Source organism: Bifidobacterium sp. M0353 (assembly GCF_016100645.1).
GTDB classification, from domain to species: Bacteria; Actinomycetota; Actinomycetes; order Actinomycetales; family Bifidobacteriaceae; genus Bombiscardovia; species Bombiscardovia choladohabitans.
On the sequence record NZ_JACFSB010000002.1, the window covers coordinates 203945 to 217766 of the forward strand.

The 13822-nt window shown below is 61.2% G+C and carries 8 protein-coding genes and 1 pseudogene; 2 read left to right on the plus strand and 7 right to left on the minus strand.

Annotated features, from left to right (window positions below; genetic code table 11):
• Positions 1-494: 494 nt before the first annotated feature.
• The 6 genes and pseudogenes from H3V04_RS06475 to H3V04_RS06500 form a co-directional block, all read right to left on the minus strand.
• Complete coding sequence (locus H3V04_RS06475) at positions 495-2117, minus strand: extracellular solute-binding protein (protein WP_198187606.1); 1623 nt, start codon at positions 2115-2117, stop codon at positions 495-497.
• Between the two features lie 96 nt (positions 2118-2213).
• A complete protein-coding gene (locus tag H3V04_RS06480; RefSeq protein WP_198183520.1) occupies positions 2214-2885 on the minus strand; it encodes a YesL family protein in 672 nt (223 codons plus the stop codon).
• Positions 2886-2972: 87 nt separating this feature from the next.
• Positions 2973-3893 (minus strand): carbohydrate ABC transporter permease, encoded by a 921-nt coding sequence (locus H3V04_RS06485; protein WP_227028615.1) that lies wholly within the window; start codon positions 3891-3893, stop codon positions 2973-2975.
• Positions 3894-3930: 37 nt separating this feature from the next.
• Positions 3931-4815 (minus strand): annotated as a pseudogene (locus H3V04_RS06490) (ABC transporter permease); the annotation flags it as partial.
• A gap of 567 nt (positions 4816-5382) precedes the next feature.
• Complete coding sequence (locus H3V04_RS06495) at positions 5383-6822, minus strand: glycoside hydrolase family 1 protein (RefSeq protein ID WP_198187607.1); 1440 nt, start codon at positions 6820-6822, stop codon at positions 5383-5385.
• A 53-nt stretch (positions 6823-6875) separates the two neighbouring features.
• A complete protein-coding gene (locus tag H3V04_RS06500) occupies positions 6876-7778 on the minus strand; it encodes a TetR/AcrR family transcriptional regulator (RefSeq protein WP_198176952.1) in 903 nt (300 codons plus the stop codon).
• 413 nt (positions 7779-8191) lie between these two features.
• Between H3V04_RS06500 and H3V04_RS06505 the strand changes: the two genes are divergently transcribed.
• Together H3V04_RS06505 and H3V04_RS06510 are read left to right on the plus strand one after the other, a co-directional pair.
• On the plus strand, positions 8192-10693 hold the full coding sequence (locus H3V04_RS06505) for a GH36-type glycosyl hydrolase domain-containing protein (protein ID WP_198187609.1): 2502 nt from the start codon (positions 8192-8194) through the stop codon (positions 10691-10693).
• Positions 10694-10769: 76 nt separating this feature from the next.
• A complete protein-coding gene (locus H3V04_RS06510; protein WP_198176954.1) occupies positions 10770-11609 on the plus strand; it encodes an alpha/beta hydrolase in 840 nt (279 codons plus the stop codon).
• A gap of 91 nt (positions 11610-11700) precedes the next feature.
• Here the strand turns inward: H3V04_RS06510 and H3V04_RS06515 are convergent, their stop codons facing one another.
• Positions 11701-13740 carry a beta-galactosidase gene (locus H3V04_RS06515; protein WP_198187611.1) on the minus strand — a complete coding sequence of 680 codons (2040 nt, stop codon included), beginning with the start codon at positions 13738-13740 and terminating at the stop codon, positions 11701-11703.
• Positions 13741-13822 lie beyond the last annotated feature (82 nt).

A 13822-nucleotide genomic window follows, 5' to 3' on the forward strand; every position in this document is an offset into this window, starting at 1 on the left:
GACGGCCGGCAGGCTCATTCCAAGTGAAGGCACTGACGACCGATGAAACGCCTGTAAGGGGCCGAAACCGGTCATGACCACTCCGGCAGGAAACGGAGGCGGCCGGCCACAATGGTCCAAGAGGGCAACCCACCGGGAGAAGGCAAGAGCCCGGCGGGCAGCCCTCCCGTTCCGTGAATCCGACGGCACTCTGGGGAGGGGGGGGGGGGATGCCATCCCCTCAGGCTGACTCGGGCGGTGAGTGCCCATCCGGGAGGGAACCGAAGAACCCGGTCGAAAGACCGTACCGTGCCTCCTCACCACCCCTCGAACCCGGACTATTGACGGCCAAGGACCCGCCCACAGAAACGGCCGAGCTCTGACGGAGCCAGTCGCCAACCCGGCCGCCTCATCGGCCTTCCTGGAGACCATATCGGTTGGGCGGGCCCGAGGTCCGACGGACCCTGGAGACCCACCTTGAATCACTGGAGGGCCCCAGGGCACGTCTTCATCCGTCAGTTCTTGGAGTAGTACTGGTCGTAGGCTTTCTGCACCAACTTGATGTTCTGATCCAAATTGGCCTTTTTCAGGGTCTGCACATAGTTGTCCCAATCCTGGTCCACACCACCCTTGGTCACCCACTGGGCGAACTTGGTCATGGCGGTGTTCATCAGGGTCGTGTTGTTGTTCTGCATGGTGGTCTGGTCCTCGGAGGAATACTTGAGGGCACCCGGGATGACATCCAACTTGGGGTCCACATTGGCCAGAGCCGGCTCAAGAGGCTGCTCCTGGCCCTTGACCTCCTCGAGATCCGCCGGCAGCTCGATCTTGAGATTCGGACGTATCCAGTAGGGAGAGTCATCAGCCAAGGTCTCCGTCCACTTCCAGGTGGAGGGGTCCTTGGTGGAGTCAGCAGGCGGCAGGACCTTATAGGAGTCCGGCCCTGTCTTCTGCACATCCGTGCCCAGATCACCCCAGAGCATCTGCAGGGACATGTCCTGCCCGTAGAAGGCATTAGCCACCTTGATGGCGGTCTCCTTGTTCTTGCTCTTGGCCGAGACCACCAGCGCGAACTCGCTGTAGTCCAACCGGTCCCCCTGGGTGTCGTAGACCAACTCATCCGGGTTCTGATCGGCCTTGGCCTTCAGCTGGGGCATGGCCACATACTGACCGGCCAACTTGTCACCAAAGCGGTCGGAGGCCGTCCACCCCCAGGTGAAGCCGATCTTGGCCTTGTCGCCCTGTCCCCGCGCGGTGGACTGGGACTTGGAGTAGTCGTGGGTGAAGGCGTCCTTGGCGATCAACCCCTCCCCCCAGAGCCTGTTGAGGTACTGGATCAGTTCCTTGTAACGGTCATCGGTCAGGAAGGACTTGACCTTGCCCTTGTCGGCATAGTAGCCCTGGCCGCCACCTCCCGACGTCACGATGCCCAGGCTCCCCAGCAGGAGGGTGGGCTGATAGTCACCGAAGCCGCCGGTACCGGGAGACTGGAAGTCAAAGGGGATCTCGTCGGCCTGTCCGTTCCCATTGGGGTCCTTGGTCTTGAAGGCCTTGAGCACCTCCTCAAGCTCATCCCAGGTGGTCGGCACCTTCAGGCCCAGCTTGTCCAGCCACTGCTTGTTGATGTACATGTGGCTGACGGCCTTGGGCCAGATACCCTTCTTGACGGCGGGCAGGATGTAGATCTTCCCGTCCGGCATGGAGACCACCTGCTTGGCCGTGGGGTCGGTATTGAACATCTTCTTGACATTCGGCATCTTGTCCAGGTCCTGGCTCAGATCCTCGAAGAGGGTGCTATAAGTGGCTATGTCCGCCAGGTTGATCCCCTTGAGAATGAGGTCGGGCACATCGCCGGCCGCCAGCATGGCCTGCTTCTTCTGGTCCCAGTCCGAGCTCGCCTCCTGCCAATGGATTTCGCAGCCACACTCCTTCTCCAGCTGCTTGGGCCACTTCATCTTGGATATCTTCTTGGTCAGAGGGTGCTTGGCTACGGCTATCGTGATGATCGGCTGGCCCTGGGCATTGGTGGTGGGCTCCTTGGAACCGCCGCAACCGGCCAGCATCATCGACATGGCCATCGTCATGGCCCCTATGGCCACCAGACGGTTCCTGAACCTGTGTTTCCCGAACGAACTCATGATTCGCTCCTCCTGTTCGACAGTGAACTTCTCTGCTTACCCCGGGCCCATGCGCCGATCGCACCGGTCCAGGCGGTGTACTTAATGACGGATCCGTCACTCTCCTTTCGTTGCCATCCCGCCCTGTGCGCCCCGGCGCATCCGGACGGAAAAACCGTCGAGCCTGCCGTAGAACCAGACCGCCGACGACGACAGGAGGCAGGGCAGGGCAGGCCCGAAGACCACGGCCAGGCCGGGCCAGGACCAGCAGGCAAAGGCCATAAGGGCCAGACCGAAAGCCAGGACCACACTCATCCAGGGACGCGCCAGGACCATCTGGACCGACCTGACCAGAATCCAACCGACCCCCTGGTCGTAAAGGGCGAATAGGACCCAGGACAGGGCAGTGGCCAGAATCATGAAGACCATGAGGCAGAAGAGGATGCCGGAGACGAAAACCCCGACCCTGCCGGTCCGGTGAAAGTTGACAATCCAATAATCCCCCAGCAGGAGGGCCCAGATGGCCGCCTGTGCCCAGCCGAAAATGTTGGCCCCCCTGAGCTCCTTCTTCCACAGACGATGGAAGGTCCGCCAGGTCTGAGCGATCCCCCACTCCCTGTCCTCATCTGTCAGCCACCTTCTGAAAACCCCGCAGGTCGCTGCCAGGGAGGGGAAGAAGCCTACCAGGACAAGCCCCATGATGGTGTGTGCCAGCAGGGCCAGGTTGGTGATGAAGGCCACCAGGACCAAACGGGCCGCCTGCTCGTATCCGAGGGCGAATCTTTGCATGCTTCCTCCTTTCCCGGGTACAGCCATGGCTGTCCGGCCCATATCCGACCTGTCTTTGCTCCCCGTCAGTAGGACGGTCCGGTGCAGTCAGCCTTTGATCGCCCCAATCATGACCCCCTTGTTGAAGTACTTCTGTATGAAGGGGTAAATGACCAGGAGAGGGAGGGTGGAGACGATGATCACCCCGTACTTGATCTGGTCAGCGAACTCCTGCCCGTATCCGGCACCGGCCGTCGAGCCCGACCCCCCCTGGAAAGCCTGGTTGGACAGGAGGATGTCACGCAGGACGATCTGCAGGGGTTGCTTGTCGTAGGTGCGTATGTAGACCAAGCCGGTGAAGAAGTCATTCCAGTGCTGCACCAGGTAATACAGGCCGATGACGGCGATGATGGCGGAACTCAGAGGGATGACGATCCGCGTAAAGTAGCGGAAGTACCCCACCCCGTCGATCTGAGCGGCATCGTGGAGGTCCTCGGGGATGGAGCTCTCGAAGAAGGACCGGGCGATGATCAGGTTGTAGACATTCAGGGCCTGGGGAATGACGAAGACCGCCCAGGAGTCCAGGAGACCAAGCTGTTTGTAGAGGAGGTAGGTCGGGATCAGACCGCCGTTGACGAACATGGTAATCGTGAAGAAGAGCATGATCAGGCGGCGCCACTTGAACTCGGGCCGGGAGAGGGCGAAGGCCGCCGGCATGGTGACCACCAGGTTCAAGACGGTGCCTGCCACAGTGTAGATCAACGTATTCCGGTAGCCGTTCCAGATCCTGTCATCCCCGAGAATCTGCTGGAAGCCGTAGGCCGAAATGCCCTTGGGAATCCAGGTGACCTGGCCTGTGTTGACCAGGGTCTGATCAGAGACCGAAGCGATGATGATGAACCAGATTGGGTAGAGGATGGAGGCCACTATCAGCAGCAGGATGAGGACGATGATCAGGTCAGCCAGCCAGTCTCCCAGCGTCTTCCCCCCGATAAGCCGTCTGACCCTGCGGGCCCCGGAGCGTGCCATATCTTGCGTGTTTTCCATTTTGTTGTCTTCCTCCCCCTCAGAAGATGCCGGTGTGAGACACCCTCCTGGAGATCTGATTGGCGATGACCAGGAAGACGAAGTTGATGAGCATGTTGAACAGGCCGATGGCTGTGGAATACGAGAATTGATTCTGCAGGATGCCGATCTTGTAGGTGTAGGTCGATATGACCTCGGAGGCTGGCAGGTTCAGGGTGTTCTGCATGAGGAAGACCTTTTCGAAGCCTACGTTGAGCACACCGCCCATGTTCAGGATCAGGAGGACGCCGGCCGTGGGCATGATGGCGGGTATATCGATGTAACGAATAAGCTGAAAACGGCCTGCCCCGTCCATCTTGGCTGCCTCGTAGAGGGCCACGTCGACCGAACTGAGGGCGGCCAGGTAGATAATCGAGTTCCAGCCCATATGCTGCCAGACCTCGCTGATCCAGTAGATGGGCGTAAAGGTGCTGGGATTGCCCATGAAGTTGGCGTTGTCGACGTGGAGGAAGGAGAGGAAACGGGTGAGCAGACCTGTGGAGGGGGTCAGGAAGAGGTTGATCATGGCCACAATCACCACCGTAGATATGAAGTGCGGCATGTAGGTGATGGTCTGTACGAAGCTCTTGACCTTGGTGGAATGGATCTGGTTGATCAGGAGAGCCAGGATGATGGGGGCGATGAAGCCCATGACCAGAGTCCACAGACTGATCCTGATCGTGTTGACCATAAGGGGCTTGAACATAGGTGAGGCGAAGAACTGCTTGAAATACTGGAAGCCCACCCAGTCGCCTCCGGTGAGGCCCTTGGTAAAATCATACTTCCTGAACGCCAGTTGAATGCCGTACATAGGGCCGTAGTTGAATACGGCCACGAACAGCATGGCTGGAAGCACCATGACCCATAAGGGCCAACAGCGCTTCAGGGAAGATTTATACCCCCCCCCCCCCCCCGCGACGAAAGGACCTTATGTGCCTTGGCGGGTTTGGAGGAGGCGAGGCGCGCGGTTTTACCGGAAGTCTTGACCTGACGGTCGACTTCTGCATCGGTTCCGTTCATGCTCAGCCCTTCTATGACTAGTTTCGCTCCCATCCGGCTCAATCTTTGAACCTGGGGGAATCCACAGCCGGCAACTATGCCGTCATGACAACACAAGTTTATCTATCGTTGTAAAAAATGTCAATGCAGTCCAACCCGCCCGTCGACGCTGGTGCACGATCATCCTGGGGCCCATCGTCCCGGTCTCCCTCTCTTGTCTTCCTCTGTGGACAGCCCTTCCGATTCATTGCGGGCTCCGATGAATTCACATGTGGCAACCAAGCTGGATATGAGGGGTTCGGAAATCAGGAAACTTCAATCATGCCGGCGGGGAGAGTCACCCCCTCCCCTGCCTGCATGATCAACCTGATTAAATGTTCAGGATCGGTTGTGCGGCCCACAGATCGCATGCGGAGCCGTTGCCGACCGCAGACCAATCGGTATCAGAGCCCTCTCAGATGGCATTGGCCTGAACAATCCGGGAGTAGCGCCTTCCTGAATCCTTCCAGATCCGCTCCTGGGTGTCATAATCGACCCTGATCAGCCCAAAGCGCTTGGTGTAGCCCAGGGCCCACTCAAAATTGTCCAACAGGGACCAGGCGAAGTAGCCGGTCACCCGGGACCCGGCCTGGATGGCCCTGGCCACGGCTTTGACATGCTCCTCCAGATAGGCCACCCGCTTGGGGTCGTGAACGATCTTCCCGCCGGGTGCGTCCGGATCCTGACTGACCTGGTCATCCCAGGCGGAGCCGTTCTCGGTCACCATGAGTTCCATGTCAGGGAAACGTCGGCCCAGCTCGACCAGCACATCGGTCAAGCCCTGGGGCTCCTGGTTCCAGCCCATTCCCGTCAGCTCTCCCTGCGGGGCCTGCCCTTCCACGCCCTCCTGGGCCGGCATGGCGTTGGCATGGCGATCGACCAGCTTGCCCTCAGGGCCGACCGAGGCATCGGCGGATTCGTCATCAGCCCTCCTGGCCTTTACATAGGTGGTGGCGTAGTAGTTCAATCCCAGGACGTCAAGGGGCTGATGGATGGTCTCCAGGTCACCGTCCCGCACGAAACGCCAGTCGGTATCCTCCCCCGCCGCCTGACTGACACCTTCCGGATAAGCACCCTCCAGCATGGGGGTCAGAAAGACCTCGTTGGCGAAGAGGTCGGCCCTCTTCTTGGCGGCACGGTCCTCCTGGCTGTCCGAGGCCGCCCGGGTAACCTGAAGGTTGAGGGTGACCGAAAGCCGGGCATACTGCCCGACCTGGGCCCTGATGGCCTGGCAGGCCAGTCCATGGGCCAGGTTCAGATGGTGGACGGCGGCCAGGGCCTGGTCGTAGTCCTTGATCCCGGGGGCGTGGGCACCGTTCCCATAACCCAAATAGGCCGCGCACCAGGGCTCATTCAAGGTGGTCCAGGTATCCACCCGGTCGCCGAAGGAAGCGGCCAAGGCGGAGGCGTAGTCGCCGAAGCGGAGGGCTGTGTCCCTGCTGGGCCAGCCACCTGCATCCTGTAGGTACTGGGGAAGGTCCCAGTGGTATAGGGTGACGATGGGCCTGATCTCATTGTCGCGCAGCATATCAAGGACCCTCAGGTAGTGGTCCAGCCCGGCCTGGTTCACCGGACCACCGGCCATGGGGAAAATGCGGGACCAGGATATGGACATGCGGTAGGCGCCAACACCCATCTGCTTCATCAGGGCTATGTCCTCCGGATAGCGGTGATACTGATCGCAGGCCACATCACCGTTGGATCCGTCGACGACCACGCCCGGTTGGGCACAATATGTGTCCCAGATGGAATCCGTCCTGCCGTCCTCATGTGCCGCCCCTTCCACCTGGAAGGCAGCCGTGGCAGTCCCCCAGGTGAAATCGGAGGGGAAGATGAACTTACTCTCTTGGCCCATGCCAATCCTCTCTTTCGTTGCTTCCATGTCCATGGCGCTTTACGCGCTTGCGGTCATTTGCTGTCTTCCGGCCGGTGGACGCCCCCGGTAGCCGTTGTCCCATCACAGGGGTCGTCTGAACGAGGCTGCCGGTCCTGAACCGCCTGCTCCCCACCCGTGATAAGGCCGTAGGAAGCCAGGCAGACTTCGGAATCCGGGTCGATGTCACTAGGGTCCATGAACCCGTGCCACTTCTCCTGGGGGAAAAGCTCGTCGGAGAAGGCGAGCCATTCGGCCACCAGGTCGGCTGACCCGTCAGCCAGCCAGCGGTATTGCAGGCCATCCATGGCCGACATGCACAGCATCCACATGTGGTGGAAGCGGTCCAGGTCGTACCCTCTGGGCAGGCACCAGTTCAGCGACTTGATGGTCTGCCAGAACTTCTGGTTGCGGCCTATGAAATAGCGGTGGGCCGGGTGCGAGGGGCTCAGGGCCTCCCCGTTCAGGATGGAGAAGAGCTTGACCATCTCCGGCCTGCGGGCATTGAAAATGACGTTGTTGGCGCAGAATCGAGGGAAGAAGAGGAGGTTGTGTCCATCCGCATCCGTCCCGGTACAGGTCTTGTAGATGAATTCGTCGGCCTCAGGGGAGTCATAGGCCTGCTCCATGACCATGCTGAACAGGTCGTTCTTGGAGTCGATGTAATGGTAGAGGGCGGCCTCGGTGATGCCCACCTGATCGGCCACGTCCTGCAGGGACATCCCCCAAAAGCCCTTGGCGGCAATCACCTTGACGGCTGCCTTGACAATCTGGTCCCTGCGTTCATTGGCGGTCATCCGCTTACGCCGGGTGAAGCCCTTGCCGGTAAAGACCTGACGGGCACGCGGGTTCTCCGAGAAAGTGGACCCGCCCATCGGACCGGATCCGGTGACCTTCCTGCCGGCCCGGTACTGGTTCCAATCATCTACGCCAGTCATGAACCCCCTTTACTCAGGCACCTGGCGGGCGATGGGACCCTGTCCCTGGAGTTGCCACCCGCCCTTGCGGGTCCCCATCATGACTGCAGGCGGCTCCGACGTGCCCAATCTTCGGAGTTCGGGCCTGTTGGTCGCCGCATGAATTCAACCATTATAGGAAATCCGCACACGCTTATCTATAGGTTTATCAATGAATGCTATCATCTTAGTCAAACGATAATACAAACGCGGGTCGCAAGCCTTGGCTGTCCTTCCCGGAGCGGGGTACGATTCCGGCAGCTATTCCGGCAGGACACTGCTGCTTTCAAGGGGTTGTGACGCCCCTGGACAGTCCTGAAGGGTCGCCTACGGCCTGCCCACCTGGCCCCAACCCGACGAGGCTGGGCCAAGGTCGCATTGAGGATAGGGAGAACATGCAATACGGTCATTTTGACGACGCAGCCAGAGAGTATGTCATCGACACACCCGCCACCCCGTTGCCCTGGATCAACTATCTGGGCAACCAGGACTTCTTCTCCCTCATCTCCAACACAGGCGGCGGTTATTCCTTCTATAAGGACGCCAAGCTCCAGAGGATAACCCGCTACCGCTACAACGGGGTACCAGCCGACAACGGCAGCCGCAACTACTACCTGAGCCTTATGGATCGGGACAACCCAGAGTCCGCCCCCCTGGCCACCTGGTCGCCCACCTTCCTGCCCTCAAGGACTCCCCTGGACCGGTACAGCTGCCGCCAGGGGACCGGATACACCATCTTCGAATCCTCCTACAAGGGGATCGATACGGTCATGACCGCCTTCGTTCCCGTGGATGCCGATGCCGAAATCAACCGTCTAAAAATCAGGAACACCACCGACTCCCCCATCCTCCTGGATGTGACCGGCTGCGTGGAGTGGTGCCTGTGGAACGCCGTGGACGACTCCAGCAACTTCCAGCGCAATCTGTCTACAGGCGAAGTGGAGGTAGAGCAGGGCCCGGAAGCCACCATTGTCTATCACAAGACCGAGTACAAGGAACGCCGGGACCATTACGCCTTCTTCGGGGTCAACCGGCCCACCTGCGGGTTCGACACCAGCAGGGACGAGTTCCTGGGTAAGTTCAACGGCTGGGACACCCCAGAAGCCATCACCGAGGGCAGGGCCCGCAACTCCGTGGCACACGGTTGGTTCCCCATAGCCGCCAACAGGGTCAGGCTGTCCCTGGATCCCGGCCAGGAGGAGAGCCTGGTATTCATCCTGGGCTATGTCCAGCTGCCCAAGGAAGACAAGTGGGAGGACCCCGATGACCCTTCCAAGGTGGGAATCATCAACAAGAGGCCCGCGCACGCCCTCTTCGACCGCTTCAGGAGTGACGACCAGGTCGACCAGGCCTTCGCCGATCTCAAGGCCTACTGGACCGCCATCCTGGGCCGGTTCACCCTGGACAGTGGCGACCCTCGCCTGGATCGAATGGTCAACATCTGGCACCAGTACCAGTGCATGGTCACCTTCAACCTCTCGCGCTCGGCCTCCTATTTCGAGTCAGGCACGGGGAGGGGAATGGGCTTCCGCGACTCCAACCAGGACCTCCTGGGCTTTGTCCACCTGATCCCCGACCGCGCCCGTCAGCGCATCATCGACATCGCCTCAACCCAGCTGGAGGATGGGTCGGCCTGGCACCAGTACCAGCCCCTGACCAAGAGGGGGAACGCCGACATCGGCGGCGGCTTCAACGACGACCCCCTCTGGCTGGTGGCCGGCACCTACGCCTACCTGGCCGAGACCGGGGATTCCTCCATCCTGGAGGAGCCCGTCCCCTTCAACAATGTGGAGGGGACCGAGAAACCCCTCCTGGAGCACCTGCGCCGGTCGATCGGGTTCACGATGAACCACCTGGGCCCGCATGACCTCCCCCTGATCGGACGGGCCGACTGGAACGACTGCCTTGACCTCAACTGCTTCTCCGATACACCGGGAGAGAGTTTCCAGACCGTAGAAAACAATGACACAGGTGTGGCCGAGTCGGTCCTAATCGGAGGCATGTTCGTCCTATACGCCGGCCACTATGCCGACATCCTGGACCATTACGGGACGGATTGCGGGATGGACAGGGATGCTGTGGACCAGGAAACCGCCTCGGTCCGCCAGGCCATCGAAAAGATGATCCATGCCGTGGAGGAGGCCGGCTGGGACGGCCAGTGGTTCCTCAGGGCCTACGACGCTTACTCCCGTCCTGTCGGTTCCCACGCCGACACCGAGGGACAGATCTACATCGAACCCCAGGGGATGTGTGTGATGGCCGGTATCGGTCTCGATGACGGCAAGGCCCGACGGGCCCTGACCTCGGTCAAGGAGAGGCTGACCTCCTCCTGGGGTACGGCCATCCTGGCCCCCGCCTATTCCACCTACCGGATCGAACTGGGCGAGATCTCCTCCTATCCCAGGGGATACAAGGAGAACGGCGGCATCTTCTGCCACGTCAACCCCTGGATCTCCATAGCCAACGCCATGGTCGGCGATGACGAAGAGGCCTTCGCGGTCTACAGGCGTACCTGCCCGGCCTACCTGGAGGAGAAGTCCGACATCCGCAAGGTGGAGCCCTACGTCTACTGCCAGATGATGGCCGGTCCTGAGTCCCCCACCCCCGGCGAAGGAAAGAACTCCTGGCTGACAGGCACGGCCGCCTGGTCTTTCGTGGATGTCTCCCAGTACCTGCTGGGGGTCAGGCCCACCTTGGACGGACTGGTCATCGAACCCCACCTGCCCGCCGAATTCAATGACCTGACCGTCGGCAGGACCTGGAGGGGGGTCACCTATCGGATCTCCATGAAACGGACCGGAAGGCGTTCGGTCAGCCTGGACGGCCACGAACTGAGTGGCGGGATGGTACCACCCCAGACCAGCGAAAATCCGGTGGACGTGACCGTGACCTTCTGAGGTGACACTGGGTCATCCGGTGATTTACAATGAGCCACGGCCTGCGGGCCCCAACTATCGAAGAGGATGAGAGCAGATGCAGTATTTCGAGCAAGAGATTGAGGGGATTGACGGAAGCCGGGCCAAGTTCGTCGGCTACAGCCTGGACAACAGCCAGGAGGTAGTGCCGGACCGGGTCCGCCCATCGGTCCTGATCATTCCCGGAGGCGGCTATGAGATGACCTCCGACAGGGAGGCCGAGCCCATCGCCACACAGTTCCTGGCGGCTGGCTGCAATGCCTTCATCCTGCGCTATTCCTGCTGGCCCTCCGTGTACCCGACGGCCCTGGTCGAGGCGGCCGAAGCCATGAAGCGCATCCGTGAGCACGCCGACCAGTGGCACGTGGACCCCAAAGCCATCAGCATCATGGGCTTCTCAGCCGGTGGCCACCTGGCGGCCAACCTGGCCACGACCGCCGGAGACCAGGACCTCCGGGCCCATGGCTATGACCCCGACGCCGTCCGCCCCGACGGCCTCATGCTGGGTTATCCGGTCATCACCTCCGGCCCCCTCGCACACCGGGGGAGCATCGACCACCTCCTGGGCGACAAGAAGGAGGACCCTGCAGCCCTGGAAGCGGTTTCCATCGAGAAGCACATAGACAGCAAGACCCCGCCCGTATTCGTCTGGCACACCATGGAGGATGGCCTGGTCCCTCCGGAGAACACCCTCATGCTGGTAGAAGCATGCAAGCAGGCTGGGGTCAGCGTGGAAGCCCACCTCTTCCCCCACGGAGGCCACGGTCTGGGCCTGGGGACTGAAGAGACCGCCTGGCAGGGCACCAATGGAATCGAACCCTGCGTGCAGATCTGGCCCCGTCTCGCGGCCGCCTGGATCAAGCGGACCTTCAGGGACCAGGAAGGTCCGACCGCCTGACTCCCGCCCACACCCCTAGCTCCATCCTGGCCCGGATCTCCTTGATGCCGGCCATGACAGGACCCGGATACTCAGGTTCACCGTTGGCCGGTCAGGCCAGTGCGACCAGAGCCACCCCGTAGGGCGGCATATCCAGTGGGCCAGACACCCGGCCGCCGGCTAGGAGGTCCTCACCGCCCTTCAGGAGGGGGAGGTCGGCGGTAATTGGTGAACGGGCCGAGTTGATCACGATGGCATACCGGGTCCCATCATCCGATTGGCGGAGGGAAAGGCTGACGTCCTTGGGAGTGTCGACCGCAGGGAGCCCCAGGCTGTCAATGATGGGATCCATGAAGGCATCCATGCCGGCCTCGTCCAAGGGAGTGCCAACGAAGTAGGCCCTTCCCCCGCCGAAACCGTTCACCGTCAGGGCCGGGCTGCCGGCGTAGAAGTCGCCGCCCCCGTAGGAGGCAAGGGGCTTGGCTCCCTCGCAATGAATCAGGCAGGCCACGATCTGACCGGCAGGATGGCCGTCGACAGCTGCCAGACCTTCCACCGGCATGGTTTCATCAGGCGCCAGGGCATCGATCTCCTCGACCCAGACACCGGTCAGCTTCCTTAGAGCACCCGGATACCCGCCTGGAACCACCAGGTCGCGTTCGTCGTGGATACCGGCCATATAGCCGGTGACGAAAGTGCCCCCATCGGATACATAGGACTCCAGGTGGTCTGCCACACCAGGCAATAGGGAGATCAGGGCCGGGGCCAGGATCAGGTCGTACTTCTTCAGGGTCTCGACCGGGGCCGTGCTCGGGATGAAGTCCACGGCCAGGTTGCGGCGGTAGAGGGGCCGGTAGAAGCGATGGACCTCCTTGGGGTAGGAGAATCCTGCCGTGGGGCCCACACAACCTTCCAGGGACCAGTAGCTCTGCCAGTCGAACATGATGGCCGCCCTGGCCACCACTCGGCTACCCATGAGGCGGGCCCCCACCCGGTCCAGTTCGGCCCCCAGGGCGGCGGTCTCTTTGAAGACTCGGGATTCCTCACTCCCGCTGTGGTCTATGACAGCCCCGTGGAAGCGCTCGCAGCCACCCAGGGACTGTTTCATCTGGAAGAACTGCACCGTGTCGGCCCCATGGGCCACGGCCTGCCAACTGAGCTTGCGGACCTCGCCGGGCCGCTTGACCTTGCAGAAGGGGAACCAGTTCTGCTGATTGGGTGTCTGCTCCATCAGCATGAAGGGACGGCCTCCGCCGACCCCCCGCATGAGGTCGTGGGACATTGCCGTGAAGCTGGATGGAGTGTCCATGCCCGGATAGTTGTCCCAGCTGACCAGGTCCATCTGCTGGGCCCACTCGAAGTAGTCCAGGTCCTTGAAGGTCCCCATCAGGTTGGTGGTGATTGGCGTGGACCCGTCGTGGCGGCGGATGGCGTCGCGCTCATTGGTAAAGCAGGCCAGCTGTGCCTGCTCCTGGAAGCGGCGGTAATCCATCTGCAGGCCGGAGATCACGCACTTGTTCTCACCGATCCCATCCCCGTAGGTTACAGGTGGAACCACGTCATCCCAGTCGTAGATGGTGTGGCTCCAAAAATTGGCGTACCAGGCCTGGTTGAGGGCCTGGATCGTACCGTACTTGTCCTTCAGCCAGACACGGAAGGCCCGGGCACAGCCCTCGCAGTAACACAGGCCACCGCCACCGCCGTACTCGTTGCCCACATGCCAGGCCACCAGACCCGGGGTGTCGGCGTAGCACTCGGCCAGATGGCCTGCCAGAGCCCCGGAGGCCTGTCGGAAGTATTCACTGGTGGGGCAGAAGTTGTGCCTCCCACCGGAAACGCGATGCCTGCCCTCCTGGTCGGTCCGAATCACCTCTGGGTGGGTTCTGACCATCCAGGCGGGCAGGGCCGCCGTCCCCGTAGCCATGACGATGTTGAACCGGTGCTTGACCAGGAGGGCCACAATCTTATCCAGCATGGAGAAGTCATATCTTTCTTCCGAAGGCTGCAGAAGGGCCCAGGAGAAGACGTTGATGGTGGCCTCGTTGATGTGGGCGTCCTCGAGCTTCTCGATGTCCTCTTCCCAGGTGTCCTCCGGCCACTGTTCCGGATTCCAATCGCCCCCGAACAGGAAGCTGCTGAATGTCGGTTTCATGATCGATCTCCTTCAGGTCGTCCGACGGGCACCAAGTGGCCCCATAGCGGGCGACTTCTCTTGTCGTTTTTGCGGAATATGC

Bases quoted from the DNA above. Each gene is read 5' to 3' on its own strand.
- H3V04_RS06475 (WP_198187606.1), bottom strand. From the start codon at position 2,117: ATGAGTTCGTTCGGGAAACACAGGTTCAGGAACCGTCTGGTGGCCATA.
- H3V04_RS06480 (WP_198183520.1), bottom strand. From the start codon at position 2,885: ATGCAAAGATTCGCCCTCGGATACGAGCAGGCGGCCCGTTTGGTCCTG.
- H3V04_RS06485 (WP_227028615.1), bottom strand. From the start codon at position 3,893: ATGGCACGCTCCGGGGCCCGCAGGGTCAGACGGCTTATCGGGGGGAAG.
- H3V04_RS06495 (WP_198187607.1), bottom strand. From the start codon at position 6,822: ATGGGCCAAGAGAGTAAGTTCATCTTCCCCTCCGATTTCACCTGGGGG.
- H3V04_RS06500 (WP_198176952.1), bottom strand. From the start codon at position 7,778: ATGACTGGCGTAGATGATTGGAACCAGTACCGGGCCGGCAGGAAGGTC.
- H3V04_RS06505 (WP_198187609.1), top strand. From the start codon at position 8,192: ATGCAATACGGTCATTTTGACGACGCAGCCAGAGAGTATGTCATCGAC.
- H3V04_RS06510 (WP_198176954.1), top strand. From the start codon at position 10,770: ATGCAGTATTTCGAGCAAGAGATTGAGGGGATTGACGGAAGCCGGGCC.
- H3V04_RS06515 (WP_198187611.1), bottom strand. From the start codon at position 13,740: ATGAAACCGACATTCAGCAGCTTCCTGTTCGGGGGCGATTGGAATCCG.